Raw genomic sequence first — 15,108 nt, forward strand, 5'->3', positions numbered from 1 at the left:
GTAATGGTCAACAATTTTACACCTTGCCCATGCTCTGTTAGATGAACTTTAAATGTTTTATATTTCTTAATCCATTCAAGGCCTCATTTCAACTCTTCATTTAATGGAATAATAACTTCATCTAACGTCTTTCTCCACTGACGCTTCATTTCTGGTCCGTATTTTAATGGTTTAGCATCGGGATGCACAGCTTTATATCTTTCAAATTGCTTGCTGTCGTAAATGCCCCCGATATTGGGGATAGGTTCTGATCCTATCACATATTGAATAGCGGATGTATGCAGCTGCCCTTCTTCTACAAACCAAGTACTCGCAAAATCTTCAATCGCTTTATTATAGGATTCAGTAAAGAAGCGTCGTTTCACTATAAGGATGTCTTCCTCTGGGGCTATTTCATTACTATCAATAGCATTTAAAATTGCACGATAAACGATTTTAACAATTTCTGACTTCTTCAGTTTTTGAAGTGCTTTTTCAATATCATCACGGATATTCTGATTATTAGCTGAGTACGTTTCTAATAACATGTCAATATAGGTTGAGTCAATGTCATAGATCTTAGTCGCATTTCCTCCATAGAATTCAATGTCAGAAAAGTTAGAATCAGTCCCGCCTTCCCCTTCAACGACTAGTGATCCTTTAACCGTGTTGTACACGCCAATATATTCTTCCAAAGTCTTTACCATTTCTTGGAGCACCTTGGAGTTCTCCATCTCATCATTATAATCATCATAGGTCACTAAAGCTTCATAGGCATTACTAAGCTCTTGAAATGATTTTACAAATTCAATACGGGATTCAAGAGGTGAATGCTCGTCAATCTCGGTTGGATTTGAAACTAGTGTTGTTAGTTTTTTATGGGCCTTATTAAAACGCTTTTTTGAATCATCATACGATGGATAAACAAGATGAGACTCTTCTTGTGCCTGAGAATATAATTTCGTGGCATCATTCACATTCTTTTCCATCGTTGAAGGTTTTCTAAATGTCACAATCAAACCTTTTGCCTTCCCCGGATAGGTACGGTTGGTTCGAGAAAAGGCTTGTATCAAGTTTGCATAAATTAGATTTCGATCCACAAACAACGTTTGGATTGTTGGTGCATCGAATCCAGTCAATAACCGATCCACAACGATGACAAGATCAATTTGTTTCCCGAATTGTTTAAATTCTGCTCTCTTACGAGCTAAGCGGTTGTTGATATCACCGTTATATCGCTCAATATCTTCGATGGACCAAGCAGTATGATAGTAAGCGTTATAGTCCTTAATAATTTCTTTCATTCCATCTTCAATATGCTTAGAATTTTCTTCATTCTCCTCTATTGAATAGGTGATAGCAACCCGTGGGAAATCTTGATCTTCAATCGTACGCCCTGTTCGGATCGGATGTCCTGCAAATTCCTTCGTCAGCCATTCTGGATCTTTGATCATTTCCTTGATTGCTTTATAGTAACGTTTCGCCATATCAATAGAACTCGTTGTTAGAATAGCAGACTTTTGAGGACGACCATTTTGAAAGTCAAACTTTGTATAAGCATTATCAGGTCTGAAAATTTTGTGAATAACTTTTTGAATATGTTCATCACTTTCAAAAGAGGCCGGTTCAAGATATGCTTCCTTTTCCATTCTCTCCATTTTATCGATAATTCGATTTATTTCATCATCACTAAGATTTGCATATTTTATATTTGGACGCAGAAGACTAAAGATATAGTTATTTAATGATGTTGGTTCGATCGTATCTTCGTGCTCCACTTGGAACCCTAAAACAGCCCCATCATCTAGCGCATTTTTAATAGTATAGGTGTGTAATACATCTCCATATTGATCATGAGTAGTACGAGCCAATTTACCTTTAGCTTGTTTTTTATTTACCTCGAATATGGGTGTACCTGTAAATCCAAACCATGTGGAATTTGGAAAGAACCCTTTGACTACTTCCATTCCTTCTGAACTTAACGCTCGATGGCATTCATCCACGACAAAGACAATATGTTGTCCTTTAAGTTTCTTAAAACGCTGAGTCCCCTTTTGTTCCTCTTGATTTTGAGCATATCGCAAAGCCGATTCTAACTTTTGACGAGTCGTAATAATAACTATATTGGAGTTAGCATCCGATAGAAGAATGTTACTTAACTCTTTTGCACTTCCAGTGCCAACAATCAAGCTATTAGACTTGGCATTACCAGAAGAAATACCAGTATTAAATTCAGAAGCAAATTTAGTGAATTCAGATGTAGTCTGATTATCTAAGTCTTTTCGGTCGATGAGCATAATAGTACGATCTACACCAGGTTTGCGCGCCAATAGCTTCGTAGAAACAAAACTTGTCAACGTTTTTCCTGAACCAGTTGCATGCCATACATATCCTGACTCATGCTTCATGGCAGAGGTAAATAAGGCCTCAATTGCATGAATTTGATAGGGGTGTAATACCATTAAGACTTTATTGTCTTGATCCTCACTTACAATTGTATAATTAGCAATCAAGCGATGTGCATCGGGAATGTTTAAGACCTGTTTCACAAATTCATAGAGATTTTCTACTTTTCGATTATCTGTAGTTCGCCAACTAAAGACAAACTTCTTATGCATGTCTTTGGGCATCGCATTGGCAAAATAACGGGTCGTTTGTTCGTTGGAAATCACAAATAGCTGCAGAGTAGAAAAGATATTATTTCTAAACATTCCTTCTTCTGCGTACTTCTTGATTTGATTATAGGCTTGAAAAACACCGTCTTTAGCAGTAACCTGTTTTAATTCAATTTGAACAATAGGCAACCCATTGATTAATAGTGTTACATCAAATCGGCGATCCCGACCGTCGACGTTTGACCGTTGTTTCGCGATCTGATGAACAACTTCGTATGTAGAGATCCCACCACCAATGTCCTGGTTGGAGTATAACACCAACGATATCGAACCGAGAGTTACATCTTCACGTTCAATCGTAACACGAGAAATTCCATTTTCCCCTTTGAGCCATCTAGCTGCATCAAAGGGGGTCTTTGTTTTCGATAATAATTCTGTTTTGATCGTGTCGAACTCCTTATCCGAAATGGGGTTTTCCCCAATTTCGGATAAGTTATTTTGAGTAATCTTCTGACGCAAGTTCTTCCAGAGGTCATCTTCGGACTTTAAATCTGGACGGTAATTCCACTGGTTGTGCCCTTCCCCTAGCACTTCAATCAGACGGCGTTCTACTTCAGCTTCATCATTATGCGAGATATTGGTCATGGTGTTTCCCTCCCTTCTGTTCGCTTAGACAAGCATCTTTTGCAGGAATGCTTTTTTGGTTCTTTGCAAGGTATCTAGTTCCCGTTGGTGAGAAGTGATGAGGCGGTCGAGTTTTGATAGAAATTGACTGATTTTCAGTTGTTCTTCTACTTTTGGTAAACATATATCAAGATCTTTTATAGTTTCAGCGTTATAACTTTGTTGCTTTGTTCCTTGCGTGAATCGAATACCATATCTCTCTCCTACCAGCTTATACCATTGAAATAAGAACTGCGTACTTAGCAATTCCTTATTAGGATATACCGCCATACAGGACTGATTTAACGTTGTATCAATTCCAAGAATCCCACAGTTTCCACGGGTCCCAGCTGCCTCTAGTCCGGTTATTGCCATAACAAAGGTGTTTTTAGGAACAACACGTAAATTTGCATCAGCCTGCCCAGCCTCCGTTATCTTTTCATTTGCTGATTCGACAATCGAACGATTTAATTCTCCGCTTGATAGCCAATTAATCTTGCCATTCCAGAAGTCATCTCGTGCTCTCGATGGAGTTTGTCCATTATATAATCCATCTATCACATCCCCCAACTTCCGTTCTTCCCATTCCACACTAAACTCCGGAAAGCGAACTTCCGGCACGGACTGCCCTTCTTTTGGAAACATTTTTTGCAAGAATCCCCGTTTGGTTTGTTTGAGGGTAGTTAGTTCTTGCTGATGAAGAGAGATTAGATTATCTAGCTTCTTAAATACATTTCCTATTTTTCGCTGTTCCTTAATAGATGGAATCGAAATCATTAGCTTTTCAAAGTCTGGCATATTAATAGATTGTACGGTTGTCCCCGTCTTAACTATTGAAGTAAGAATCGTAGTCTCTTTCATTTCAAGATAGCTGACACAGAAATATGTGTCTAATATTTCGTTATCAAAGAATAGAGCTTTGATATCTTGGTTTATTGCAACATCAACAGTTGGAAGGGTAATTGGGAACATTCGCGCAAGAATACCGCTTCGTGAAACAATAAGTGGAGTAAATGCTGGAATAATTTTTGTAGCTGATTCACGCACGGCTTTTTCGGTTATCGTGTAAGTTCCTGCTGAAACATATCTGTCTTTGATTTCCTGTGATGAAAGCCAAACAATATCACCATCCCAGAAGGCCTTATTTGCCTTAGAAGGCGTGGCTCCACCAACCATTTTTACAACGTCCCCAACTCTACGCTGTTCCCAATCTCCAGTAAAACTTGGGAATCGAACTTGTGGTGTATTATTATTTATCACGATTAAACACCTCTAACGCACCCTTGATCCATTCCGCATTTTCTTCATCGTATTGAAGTGACGAAATCATGTCATATAGGCTGGATTCCAGTTTTTCTTTCTCTTTCCGAATGTCTTGAATTTCCTGACCTATCGCAACCATATCCACTATTTCTTCTTCCTCAAAAGTATCCACGTAACGAGGAATGTTCAGATTGAAGTCATTCTCTTGGATTTCATTAAAACTTGCGACATGGGCATACTTCTCTACATCTTTACGCGCTTTATAGGTTTCCACGATCTTCACAATATGTTCTTCAGTAAGATTATTTTGGTTCTTTCCTTTCGTAAACTCATGACTTGCATCTATAAATAATACATCACGAGAAGTACGGTTTTTCTTCAAAATAATTACGGTTGTTGGAATCGATGTTCCATAGAATAAGTTGGCAGGCATGCCAATTACGGCCGTAATACTGCCATCTTCTAATAATTTCTTACGAATTACACCTTCTGCAGCTCCGCGGAATAGGACCCCATGCGGTAAAACAATAGCCATTGTTCCTGAATCTTTCAAATGGAAGTACCCATGTAATAGAAAGGCGAAGTCTGCTTTGGACTTTGGTGCTAATTTCCCATAGCGATTGAACCGAGAATCATCTAAGAAAGTATCCGCGGAGGACCAATTTGCCGAATAAGGTGGATTCATTAAGACAGAATCAAAAGTATATGGCTCATCAGTCGGCCAATCCTTGTTAAGGGTATCCCCATTACGTACATGCATATCTTCTTTATTCACACCATGCAAGATCAAGTTCATCTTGGCTAGATTAAAAGTGGTTGTATTTAGTTCTTGTCCGTGATATTTCATACTATCTGGATGGTTAATATAATTCCGGATATTCAACATCAAAGAGCCTGAACCCATCGTTGGATCAAATACGCTAAACAATTTTTTGTCCTCTTGTCCAATTGCAGCGATTCGAGCCATCATATCCGAAACTTCATGTGGGGTGTAAAATTCTCCAGCCTTCTTACCAGCTTCAGAAGCAAATTGACTGATCAAGAACTCATAGGCATCTCCAATAACGTCTCCGTTATGTCCGAGAACATCGATGTCATTCAATTTCTTTAGTACTTCTGTGATTGTAATGTTTCGCTGTTGATCGTCTGATCCCAATTTCTTAGATTGTAAATCCACATCATCAAACAATCCGTTGAACTGGTCATATTTTGTGGACAGGTGGATAAATGCTTTATTCAAGTCATTTAATTGAAATGTGTTTTGTTTCGCTTGATCAGCTAATATATTGAATAAATAATCTGGACCAATATCATAACCTAAAGTATCAACAAGAGTTTCAATCAGATCATTTTTAACTTCCGTATCTGCCATTAGCCCCTTATACAATTGAGTTTGCTTTGCTTGTGTGTTGTATTCTTTCAAGGATTCATCTGCTATTTCAACTACTTTCTCCAATAATCGATCAGATAAATACTTGTAAAAGATCAATCCCAATAAGTAGTTTTTGTATTCTGACGCATCCATTTTACTTCGCAGGTTATCAGCGGCACTAAATAATTTCGAGTTCAATTCAGCCATTTTACGTTCCTCACTTTAATCTAATTATTTTCTAATTTATTCAATACTTCTAAATACAGCTGTTCTTCCAGTGCTGCTTGTCTTTTCACCATCGCTTGACGTTTTCTTAATAGAAAATAAGATTTACCAATCATTCGTTGCTTCTCCATGCTTGGTAAATTTATTTCTAATTCTTTTAGAATCGCCGGAGTTAATTTAGGAATAGTACTTCCTTGCATGGAGATTGCCATTTGCTTTTTCATTATATATGATTCGTTTAATGCGTAGCATAGATAGTAGCGATCCAAATCATCATGCTCAATAATGAGTTTCGCAAAGTTTTGATTAATGATCTTTCCTTTGTTCATATGACTTACTATCCCTGCTTTGGAACTAACGAAGCTGAATACAACATCTCCAGCACTACTCAAATAGCCTTCCTTTAGATCTGAATTCTCAGTAAAAGAGCTCACTTGTGAATTCAGATTTAAACCATCTAGATCGTTATTTAAATCCTCAAATGAATAAGCAATCAGAGTAGGATCATTTTTCTCGTTGCCTCTAGATAAGTTCCTGCCTATTCTAACCGTTATAAGCTCTTCAAGTTTCATAGCCGCCTCCCCTTGATGTATTTCTTTCGAATTACACAATCACGATTGCAATATGATCTTATCACCCTGCTGTTACTAAGTCAATATTTTTGTGTATTTCTAAAGAATTACAAATTTCTCCGAATGAATGCAGTATCCAATAAATGTTAAATAGCCTCATTTAGTTATCATATTAGGTAGCTTTTACCTGGTATATAAATGAAGAATATTGGCTCCTTAATAATCCAAATGTTCTTAAATAGAAATATCTGTTCTCGTAATGCCTATACAATTATGTCTCCACTATGGGCATAGGTAAACACATCTAATCCACTCAATCCAGTAACCTCTCAATTAGCTTGGCTCTTACTAAATCCCTGACTAATGTCGTATTCTAACTGCCTCGAAAATGATCGACCCCATAGAAAGCGATCTTTATCTCTAAGGGAAAGATCTTCTGGAGTTGCAGACTTTACCATTTGTATATAGGCTTCGTATCCGCTCCAAATACTTTCGAAGCTCGATAGGTTCTTTAGCTTATGGCAATCGTTTAGCTCGTCACATACCCGAATATCATAGACTGTAAATTCTGCTGGATACAAAGCAGTCAGGATAGCTGTCGCCATAGGTAGTTTGAACCCCCACACTTTCATTATGTAGCGTAATCTCTCTTTAGGATCTGCTGCATTGCTAATTCTGGATGTGAGCTCATATACCGCATCCTCAAGATTATCGAACTTATCTTTTAGTAGTCACTGAGCAATCTTAGATTTAGCTCGATTAGCTTTCCAAATTACGATACAAAAGAAGTCATATGCATTCAAAAAACCCTCCTCAGAAAAACGGTGATGTACTGTATCAAATATGTATGATTCTAGATCGTACTGTGATAAATAGTTCACTCCTATACCTCTCAATTTAGAAACCCCTCTCAATTACTTACATAGTGACATTCGGACAATCTGAAATTACAAATCGCTTACTAAAAACGTGACTCACAGGGTATCCCTTCATATCTTTGAAATTAGTAAAAATACATAGTTAGTAAATAATCTATCATTTTCCTCCGAAAAGAGATATCAATTTAAGAGATACATATCATTATGTCGCAAATTCGAAAATTTAAAATCTATATTATACATACGATAATCAGAAATTATTTGGGAGGTTAAGCATATGGGACATGTCAAAGAAAACTTTTTAAGACAATTAGTATCTGAATCATTAAGAGAAAACAACGACAGCTACACAATTCAAGAACTTTTCGAGCGCTTTCCAACGGCTACAGAACTAATGGATGTATCAGAGCAACAATTAGTATCTATAAAGGGAATCGGCAAAGGAAAAGCTCGGCAAATCACCGCCATGTTAAAACTTGCAAAGGTACTGACCTTACCTGATCAAGATCAACATATCATTCGTAGTCCCAAAGACGTTTTCACCTTGCTCGAATCAGACTTGCGTTACGAACAGAAAGAACACTTCATCTGTCTTTTCCTCAATACCAAGAACCGCCTCATCTTCAAAGAAGTCATCTCCATAGGCTCTCTAAACGCCGCCATCGTCCATCCCAGGGAAGTATTCCATGCAGCGATTAGACGCTGTAGCGCCTCGCTTATTTGCGCTCACAACCACCCGAGCGGTGACCCGGAGGCATCAATAGAGGACGTAAATCTGACAAAACGACTCATAGCTGCTGGAGAAATCATAGGAATAGAAGTCCTTGATCATGTAATCATTGGCGGCAGTCGCTTCTACAGTTTGAAAGAGCATGGTCATTTCTAAATTTCACTAAACAGCTTTTATTTGTATGTCCCTCAAACAATGAAATATAAATATCTTCCTCTTAAATACTTTTATCCACGGTTTAACCACACTCCGTATCAATTCTCTACTATAGGAACTAAAATCCGCACTATATCCTGTTGAGCCTCCTACAAAAAAATTCTATCGTTTGATTAGGGGTGAAGGGAAATGAACAGCATCGAATCTATCGGAGAAAATATCAGGATTTTACGGTTAAAAAATGGCTTCAGTCAGGAGCAGCTTGCACTAAATGCAGGAGTTAATACATCCTACATCGGTCAGATTGAACGAGGAGAAAAGAACCCTACTATAAAAACCTTGGAGAAAATATCCAAGGCTTTGGGAATTACTCTGATTGACTTGTTATTTCGCGTGGATTCTAGGGGAGGAGGTTCAAAAACGTTTTGCAGTCAATCGTCTCCGGTTCTTACCCCTGAGCAGATCAAGCAATGCTTGCTGGAAGTCTTGATTGACAATACTAACATGATTGTCGATAAGCAAAAATCACTGAATATAAAAGAAGAATAAGGGAGCAATTAATCATGTCTACAACTGAAGTTATCCAATCCGAAAAGATCAAGAAATCAAAGAAGAAGCCTCTTCTTAAGCGTTGGTGGTTCTGGATTCTTGCTTTACTTGTTGTAATCACTGTTGTTAGCATACTCTCTTCAGAAGGAGAGTCAACGGCTTACGAGCTATCAAAAATGCAAACGATGACTAAGGAAGAAATCATAACGAAGTTTGGAGAACCAAATGAGGTTATTCGAGATGATTCAGACGGTTATGCCATTGCTTATAATTCTGGGTTTATGGTTAGTGGTGACAAGCAAGGGGCAAGCGAGATCACACTACAAGAGGATGCTGTTAAGGGAAGCTCGAAGGATACATACAAAATTTTCGATGTAACGCTAGGTTCATCTTTTGCTGATAATGTTGCACGTTTGGGTAAACCAAATCTTACTCAAGAAAAGGACGGCAAGAAAAGCTTCATGTACCTGACTGAAGAAGATTATCTGCTTGTATTCTCCACAAGACCAGATACCGACAAGATCAGCACCATTCAGTATTCTGCTTATGATTCAAGTATGGAGTCTCTTTCACTCGACCTCTCAAGTCTTCTTGGTTTATCGGCCACTGAAGACGAATTTAAGTCACTCTATACAATTAAGGATAAAAACAGTTCTCAAGGAGAAACAATGTATGCCATGGAAGAGGGCTTTGAATTACTTGTTGATGAAAATAATTTGATGAAACAACTCATAATTTCTTCAAATTCTGTTTTCAACATTCATGGTATTCGAACCTCTGACAGCTTGGATAAAGCAAATCAAGTGTTTGGAGAGCCTATAAGTACATCTGCTGGGGTGCAAGATACCACTCAATATTCTTACAACTATAATGGCGGTGCAATCCCGACAACTGTTGTTTTAAGCGTCGATAGCGGCAACAAGATCGGTTACATCCAAGTTAATGCTACAGAAGAATAAGGGTTAGCGCATAATTATTATAGGGGGTCAAAAATGATAGAACTTTATGTTCTTCTATCTATTCCATTTGGTTGGAAATTCATAAGCAAGCTACAACGTAACATCACCGTATTTACGACGATCTCTAATTACATCGTTTACAAAATCATCTTGTCTGTATTTGTTGGTTGGGCTGTAACACCGTTTTACTTGATCGGATATCTCTTTAAGTTAGTTCGAATGTTTAATCCACCCTCAAGTACTAAGTAGCAAACAAAATAGAATCATCTATGCAACGGGGAGAGCAGCGCTCTTCCTGTTTATTTTGCATTAATCCCTGAGAGGAGGTGAGAATCATGGATAAAGTAATTGAAACTGCCGGGAAGACAGCGCTGACCGCAGCGGGCGTACTAATCGGAGGAGGAGCAGGAGCAGCACTTGGCACTGCAATATTCCCCGGTGCAGGAACAGCCATTGGTTATTTATTCGGTGTTGGATATGGAACACTCAGCAGCCTTAAAGCCTGGAAACATTAATCAAAATAAATTTACGGAGGAATTAAACGATGAGTGACTTTTGGGAACGTGTAGTAGAATCTGCTGTAGATGCAGTAAGCCAAACAATTGAAAATAAATATGATGTGGTCGAAACCGCACAAGATTTATACGATAAGTATAGAGAAGAAGAATAACGAGAATTAGCTCATTTGAAGCCCGTGAATCAATTTATGGCGGGCTTCATTTCATTCAAATCCCTCTTCAATTTTAGCATAAGGATTCTCAATGTAATCAATTTCCCAGTCTTCAGGAATTAGAACAGGATTAATATTCAAATCCCTAATTTTCTTAAAATCTTTCCAAATTTATCAGCAGATGCCTTCGCATTCACACCTTTAACATAGACTTCTTTAGCGTTAGTAACTCCTCCACATTGATCAATGAATTTAAGCATATAAATCAGTGTTTGACGTTTTTGAGAACTACGTACACTTTGATTTATTATTTGCTCTGCCCCTTTTAAAGAATGATAGTCGCCTTTCCCGACAATCAGTTTATAAAACTTCATTACTTCATTTTTTAATCTTTGTTGGCTTAATAATTCCCTCACTTTTTCCTTTCCATCCCGAACTTGAGTTTCAAATCTAAGTACTCCTTTTGTCAGTGTAAAATCTCTAAATTCCTTACCCGATTCCTTCTCTTTAATTAATAGTGTCTCATAACGATTATACCAATTGACTGTTTTATTCTCTGACATCAAGTAACAGTTAGTGACAGAAGAGATGTATTCCTTGGTTCTATCATTGTTCCAAAAATACTCTGGAATGAATCCCTTTTTATATAATGATAAATATTGTGGGATTAGCTGTTCAGGCAGCCTTATATCTACAGCAGCTTCTATTCTCTTAGCTGTCCAATCAAAAAAATCGGGGACTTTTAACGAAAGAATATCCTTTAGCACGTAATTAAAGACATTTTGAACTCCTATAAACTCAGATACTTTTGTTACGAAATAATATCCATCTTTATCAATAGTGAGCTGGGGGCGTAAACGCACCTCTATGGAATAGTGACCCCAAGAGGCAGAACGCAGTCGAATTTCTTGAAAACCAAACTCAGAAAATGCATTTGTAATATAGGCATTTTTATCATACTTGTCTTTACGAAGTTGGCCCTTACTGAAGTATTTCTTTAAGTATGCCTGTACTAACTTAAACGTTTCATCATATTCTCTTTTAGTCATTGAGTGTACCAGATACAACATATCTACCATGAAAGAACAGCACCTCCAATACCCTTAAAACCCACATGACAACAACTAGTTGGCGGAGGGGTATTATTATCTAAGTCAAGGTACTGTTACTAGAAAAATAAAAAAGTACATTTCAGCAGGTGGTTGCTGTCATGTACTTCATTTTTTTATTCAATAATATGTTGGTTTTCCTCTAAAAACTCATGGAACCGAATTTTATCCAGAACAAAAGCCCTCTTGTTACCTTTCCCAATTTTTTTATCAGGTCGAAAATCGCCTTCAATATCCCCATCAATAAATAGTATACCTTGTTTAAAAAGGAACGCGTAAAGCTTGTTGTCGATCTTGAAATTCCTTCCCGTCCTTTTCAGTTCGTTCGTAACATGAGGCTTAATCAAACTATATTTTATTGCCCAGATGTTTTCATCTCCCCATCCAATAAAGCCTTCCTGAAGCTTTGAGTTATTATCCATGTTAAGGAATTCAGATTTATGAATAAGCCCTTGAACAGAGTTTAAAAAAATAACCGCATTGAATTTCATAGGATCAATCTCAATTGGCCTATCTTCTGATTCCATCCATTTATAACCTCTGGAATCTTTTATATATCGCAAATAGCCCGAATTGTCTCTTCCATAAAAGTTGTCTACCCAACCAATTTCATCATTAAATATAACCTTTTCATCATCGTCATCTATTAATCTTGTAGCGAGTCTAATTGCTCGTAATAGGTAAGAATATAAACTGTCTTTATATAGATAGAAGTCATAGTCCAGAAAATTAGGGTCAATCCATTTTGAATTAGCTAACGTTTCGTTAAGCAAGTCAAGTTCGATACACTTATATTCTTTTTTGTTAATCCGGGTGTAGACTTTAACATTAAGCCCAACTTCTGTAGTCTTCTGCTTCTGCAAATCGTACACGCGAAGGCGGTTTGTTGGAACAACAAAGAAGTTGCAAATGAATGCACCTCGTGTTGTTTCCTTCCCTTCTCGCCTTTCATCCGATTTTGTTTCCTCGCTCTCCATTTCATTCTTTGCTTGATTAATTCTTTTTCGCGCCACTTTCATCATCTTGTCGTCTTTCACAAGAAAATCCTCGCACATTTCCGAAAAGATAGCATTCATCTCCGCCAAGGTTTCTTCGATTCTTTCGAATCCTTCTCGGTTCTTTTTCCGATTGATATAATGCACATACTTTTTAGCGCAATGGATACCTACATCATTAACCATAATGTCACCCTTTTGTCGTCATGAGTAAAAAAGAATATATCCTCTTACATTAAGATAATCGAATCAAATTTACGTCTGTAAGCATATTATCGTATACATTTTACAGCAATAGCAGATGCACAAATATTTTTGGGAATTCCGGGATACTTGGGATTTTTGGGAATCCGCATTTTTACTATAACTTGATATGTTTTTGAAGTCCATGACATACAAACAATAACCGAGAACGGTGAAGAACAACAACGAAAGGCATGAACAAATATCATAAGGTACGCGATAACAATTTCAGAACCGTACTGTCCAAATTAACAATTATATATTATTACCATGAACAGGAGGTGATTAGCTTGATGCTACATGATTATCCAGAAATTATAACAGTCGAAGATCTTTTAGACATATTGTTAATTGGCAGAAACTCTGCCTATAGGCTACTGAAATCTGGCGAAATTAAGTCCATAAAAATTGGACATACGTACAGAATCCCTATACTAAGTGTAAAAGAATATATTCTAAGCAACGCTCGAATGGTTTTATCTAAATACATGTAATTCTATAGCGGTCTACAGGCAGGGGCAATTACGCTCCTGTCTCTTTCATTTCCCAAAAAACTATTGGAGGTCGAAGCATATGAAGGGTAGCTTACTTAAACGCAATAAATACTGGTACATCATTGTTGAAACGAAGGACGAGTCCGGTAAGCGAAAGCAAAAGTGGATTAATACCAAGTGTGAGAAAAAAACGGATGCCGAGAAAGTTTTACGAGAAACTCTTACAAAAATAGATAATAACAACTTCGTTTTACCACAGCGAAAACTTAAATTCACTGAGTTTATGCTAGATTGGCTTCATAACGTTATTAAAAGTGAGGTGGAAGAAACGACTTGGGAAGGTTATGAGATGATCGTAACCAAGCATATCATCCCTTACTTTAAGAGTAAGAATGATATATTACTACAAGAATTACAACCAATGCATCTGCAAAAATATTACGAGACCAAACATCAAGACGATCAAACAACAGGCAAAAAAGGATTATCCGCTAAAACATTACGAAGACACCACGCCAATATCAGGAGTGCATTGAACTTTGGAGTGCGAATGAACTTGATTCCGTTTAATCCCGCTGATCGAATCGTACTTCCAAAGCAGGAGAAGTTCAATGCCAGCTACTACACTGTCGAACAGCTCGAAAAACTATTTGAGGTTTGCTTGGGTACACCGATAGAATCGGCAGTATATCTCGCAGCTCATTATGGGCTTCGGCGTTCCGAGGTGCTTGGACTAAAGTGGGATTGCATCAATTTCGAAGAAAAGACAATCTCAATTAGAGAAGTTCGCGTGAAGTACGGTAAAGAAGTTGTCGTAAAGAAACCTAAAAGCGAAAGCAGCCAGCGAATTCTGCCTTTGATGGAAAAACTCGAAGATTACTTATTACATCTTAAAAAGCAGCGAAAGAAAAACAAACTGCAATACGGCAAAGATTACTTCGACAGCGGTCTTGTTTGTTGCTGGCCTGACGGCAGTCCAATGAAGACGGAATACCTGAACCACAAATTCAAAGACATACTCGCAAAGAATGAATTACCACACATCAGATTTCATGATCTCAGGCACTCGACAGCTAGCTACTTGATTAAACATGGCGTAAGTCTAAAAGAAATTCAGGTATGGCTGGGACATTCAACCATCAGCATCACAGCCAATACTTATACTCACATCGATATGGAGACTAAAAAAGATACAGCACAAAAGATCAACGATCTGTTTTCCAAAAAATCAAAGGAAGCGGCTCAATGAATGAAGTACACCGTTTGGCGATCATTAGATGATGCGGCAATCCATTCTGCGCTGCTGGACATTGCCATGCTGCACGTAAAACTTGCTTTGGAGTACAGCGACAAAAACACTTTAACTTGTCGTAAAGAAGTCATTAGAGCAGAAATCCAGCGATTGAGAATGAAACGTGACAGAATCCTCAATCACAGAACCTGAATAAGAAATGCTTAACGTGAAATCATTACAATCACAACTCTGAGCATATCGGAAACCTCGAATCCACACAAAAAAGAGGCGCCGTTAGCAAAATGTTAGCAAACCAGCTTAAAAACAAACAAGGGTTCCAGCTCTAATGAGCTGAAACCCTTGTTCTTCTAGTGCCGAGGACGGGGGTCGAACCCGTACGGT

The 15,108-nt window shown here is 37.7% G+C and carries 16 protein-coding genes; 9 read left to right on the plus strand and 7 right to left on the minus strand.

Going from position 1 to position 15,108, the window contains the following annotated elements; translation table 11 throughout:
- Positions 1-83: 83 nt before the first annotated feature.
- The 5 genes from CA598_RS21030 to CA598_RS21050 all read right to left on the minus strand — a co-directional run bounded on the left by CA598_RS21030 (position 84) and on the right by CA598_RS21050 (position 7,294).
- Entirely contained in the window at positions 84-3,239 is a 3,156-nt protein-coding gene (locus CA598_RS21030) for a type I restriction endonuclease subunit R (protein ID WP_094877804.1), read from the minus strand.
- Between the two features lie 24 nt (positions 3,240-3,263).
- Positions 3,264-4,517, minus strand: a complete 1,254-nt coding sequence (locus CA598_RS21035; protein ID WP_094877806.1) for a restriction endonuclease subunit S — start codon at positions 4,515-4,517, stop codon at positions 3,264-3,266.
- A complete protein-coding gene (locus tag CA598_RS21040) occupies positions 4,507-6,099 on the minus strand; it encodes a type I restriction-modification system subunit M (protein ID WP_094877807.1) in 1,593 nt (530 codons plus the stop codon). The genes CA598_RS21035 and CA598_RS21040 overlap by 11 nt, the downstream gene beginning before the upstream one ends.
- Positions 6,100-6,119: 20 nt before the next feature.
- Positions 6,120-6,689, minus strand: a complete 570-nt coding sequence (locus CA598_RS21045) for a restriction endonuclease subunit S (protein WP_094877809.1) — start codon at positions 6,687-6,689, stop codon at positions 6,120-6,122.
- Between the two features lie 329 nt (positions 6,690-7,018).
- Positions 7,019-7,294 (minus strand): hypothetical protein, encoded by a 276-nt coding sequence (locus CA598_RS21050; protein WP_094877811.1) that lies wholly within the window; start codon positions 7,292-7,294, stop codon positions 7,019-7,021.
- Between the two features lie 550 nt (positions 7,295-7,844).
- On the opposite strand from CA598_RS21050, the gene radC reads away from it, so the two are divergent.
- The 6 genes from radC (at position 7,845) to CA598_RS33045 (ending at position 10,631) form a co-directional block, all read left to right on the plus strand.
- Positions 7,845-8,453 (plus strand): RadC family protein, encoded by a 609-nt coding sequence (gene radC / locus CA598_RS21055; RefSeq protein WP_094877812.1) that lies wholly within the window; start codon positions 7,845-7,847, stop codon positions 8,451-8,453.
- Positions 8,454-8,642: 189 nt separating this feature from the next.
- Positions 8,643-9,002, plus strand: coding sequence for a helix-turn-helix domain-containing protein (locus CA598_RS21060; protein ID WP_094877814.1), 360 nt, complete (start codon positions 8,643-8,645; stop codon positions 9,000-9,002).
- Positions 9,003-9,016: 14 nt separating this feature from the next.
- Entirely contained in the window at positions 9,017-9,961 is a 945-nt protein-coding gene (locus CA598_RS21065; protein ID WP_094877816.1) for a hypothetical protein, read from the plus strand.
- A gap of 33 nt (positions 9,962-9,994) precedes the next feature.
- Positions 9,995-10,210, plus strand: a complete 216-nt coding sequence (locus CA598_RS21070; RefSeq protein WP_076103807.1) for a hypothetical protein — start codon at positions 9,995-9,997, stop codon at positions 10,208-10,210.
- Between the two features lie 86 nt (positions 10,211-10,296).
- Positions 10,297-10,476 (plus strand): hypothetical protein, encoded by a 180-nt coding sequence (locus CA598_RS21075; RefSeq protein ID WP_094877817.1) that lies wholly within the window; start codon positions 10,297-10,299, stop codon positions 10,474-10,476.
- Positions 10,477-10,505: 29 nt separating this feature from the next.
- Positions 10,506-10,631: a hypothetical protein gene (locus CA598_RS33045; RefSeq protein ID WP_256990577.1), complete on the plus strand. Its 126-nt coding sequence runs from the start codon at positions 10,506-10,508 to the stop codon at positions 10,629-10,631.
- 137 nt (positions 10,632-10,768) lie between these two features.
- Here the strand turns inward: CA598_RS33045 and CA598_RS21080 are convergent, their stop codons facing one another.
- Together CA598_RS21080 and CA598_RS21085 are read right to left on the minus strand one after the other, a co-directional pair.
- Complete coding sequence (locus tag CA598_RS21080) at positions 10,769-11,710, minus strand: hypothetical protein (RefSeq protein WP_094877818.1); 942 nt, start codon at positions 11,708-11,710, stop codon at positions 10,769-10,771.
- A 146-nt stretch (positions 11,711-11,856) separates the two neighbouring features.
- Positions 11,857-12,921 (minus strand): hypothetical protein, encoded by a 1,065-nt coding sequence (locus tag CA598_RS21085; RefSeq protein ID WP_094877819.1) that lies wholly within the window; start codon positions 12,919-12,921, stop codon positions 11,857-11,859.
- A gap of 350 nt (positions 12,922-13,271) precedes the next feature.
- On the opposite strand from CA598_RS21085, the gene CA598_RS33505 reads away from it, so the two are divergent.
- From CA598_RS33505 to CA598_RS21100, 3 genes are all read left to right on the plus strand, one after another.
- Positions 13,272-13,472: a helix-turn-helix domain-containing protein gene (locus tag CA598_RS33505; protein WP_094877820.1), complete on the plus strand. Its 201-nt coding sequence runs from the start codon at positions 13,272-13,274 to the stop codon at positions 13,470-13,472.
- A gap of 79 nt (positions 13,473-13,551) precedes the next feature.
- Positions 13,552-14,721, plus strand: coding sequence for a tyrosine-type recombinase/integrase (locus CA598_RS21095; RefSeq protein WP_094877821.1), 1,170 nt, complete (start codon positions 13,552-13,554; stop codon positions 14,719-14,721).
- A complete protein-coding gene (locus tag CA598_RS21100; RefSeq protein WP_094877822.1) occupies positions 14,722-14,916 on the plus strand; it encodes a hypothetical protein in 195 nt (64 codons plus the stop codon).
- Positions 14,917-15,108 lie beyond the last annotated feature (192 nt).

It is taken from the genome of Paenibacillus sp. VTT E-133291, assembly GCF_002264395.1.
Classification (GTDB): domain Bacteria; phylum Bacillota; class Bacilli; order Paenibacillales; family Paenibacillaceae; genus Paenibacillus_AQ; species Paenibacillus_AQ nitricinens.

What these genes read in the sequence shown, in the direction of transcription:
- CA598_RS21030 (WP_094877804.1), bottom strand. Translation starts at nt 3,239, where the DNA reads ATGACCAATATCTCGCATAATGATGAAGCTGAAGTAGAACGCCGTCTG.
- CA598_RS21040 (WP_094877807.1), bottom strand. Translation starts at nt 6,099, where the DNA reads ATGGCTGAATTGAACTCGAAATTATTTAGTGCCGCTGATAACCTGCGA.
- CA598_RS21045 (WP_094877809.1), bottom strand. Translation starts at nt 6,689, where the DNA reads ATGAAACTTGAAGAGCTTATAACGGTTAGAATAGGCAGGAACTTATCT.
- CA598_RS21050 (WP_094877811.1), bottom strand. Translation starts at nt 7,294, where the DNA reads ATGGCGACAGCTATCCTGACTGCTTTGTATCCAGCAGAATTTACAGTC.
- radC (WP_094877812.1), top strand. Translation starts at nt 7,845, where the DNA reads ATGGGACATGTCAAAGAAAACTTTTTAAGACAATTAGTATCTGAATCA.
- CA598_RS21060 (WP_094877814.1), top strand. Translation starts at nt 8,643, where the DNA reads ATGAACAGCATCGAATCTATCGGAGAAAATATCAGGATTTTACGGTTA.
- CA598_RS21065 (WP_094877816.1), top strand. Translation starts at nt 9,017, where the DNA reads ATGTCTACAACTGAAGTTATCCAATCCGAAAAGATCAAGAAATCAAAG.
- CA598_RS21070 (WP_076103807.1), top strand. Translation starts at nt 9,995, where the DNA reads ATGATAGAACTTTATGTTCTTCTATCTATTCCATTTGGTTGGAAATTC.
- CA598_RS21075 (WP_094877817.1), top strand. Translation starts at nt 10,297, where the DNA reads ATGGATAAAGTAATTGAAACTGCCGGGAAGACAGCGCTGACCGCAGCG.
- CA598_RS33045 (WP_256990577.1), top strand. Translation starts at nt 10,506, where the DNA reads ATGAGTGACTTTTGGGAACGTGTAGTAGAATCTGCTGTAGATGCAGTA.
- CA598_RS21080 (WP_094877818.1), bottom strand. Translation starts at nt 11,710, where the DNA reads ATGGTAGATATGTTGTATCTGGTACACTCAATGACTAAAAGAGAATAT.
- CA598_RS21085 (WP_094877819.1), bottom strand. Translation starts at nt 12,921, where the DNA reads ATGGTTAATGATGTAGGTATCCATTGCGCTAAAAAGTATGTGCATTAT.
- CA598_RS33505 (WP_094877820.1), top strand. Translation starts at nt 13,272, where the DNA reads ATGCTACATGATTATCCAGAAATTATAACAGTCGAAGATCTTTTAGAC.
- CA598_RS21095 (WP_094877821.1), top strand. Translation starts at nt 13,552, where the DNA reads ATGAAGGGTAGCTTACTTAAACGCAATAAATACTGGTACATCATTGTT.
- CA598_RS21100 (WP_094877822.1), top strand. Translation starts at nt 14,722, where the DNA reads ATGAAGTACACCGTTTGGCGATCATTAGATGATGCGGCAATCCATTCT.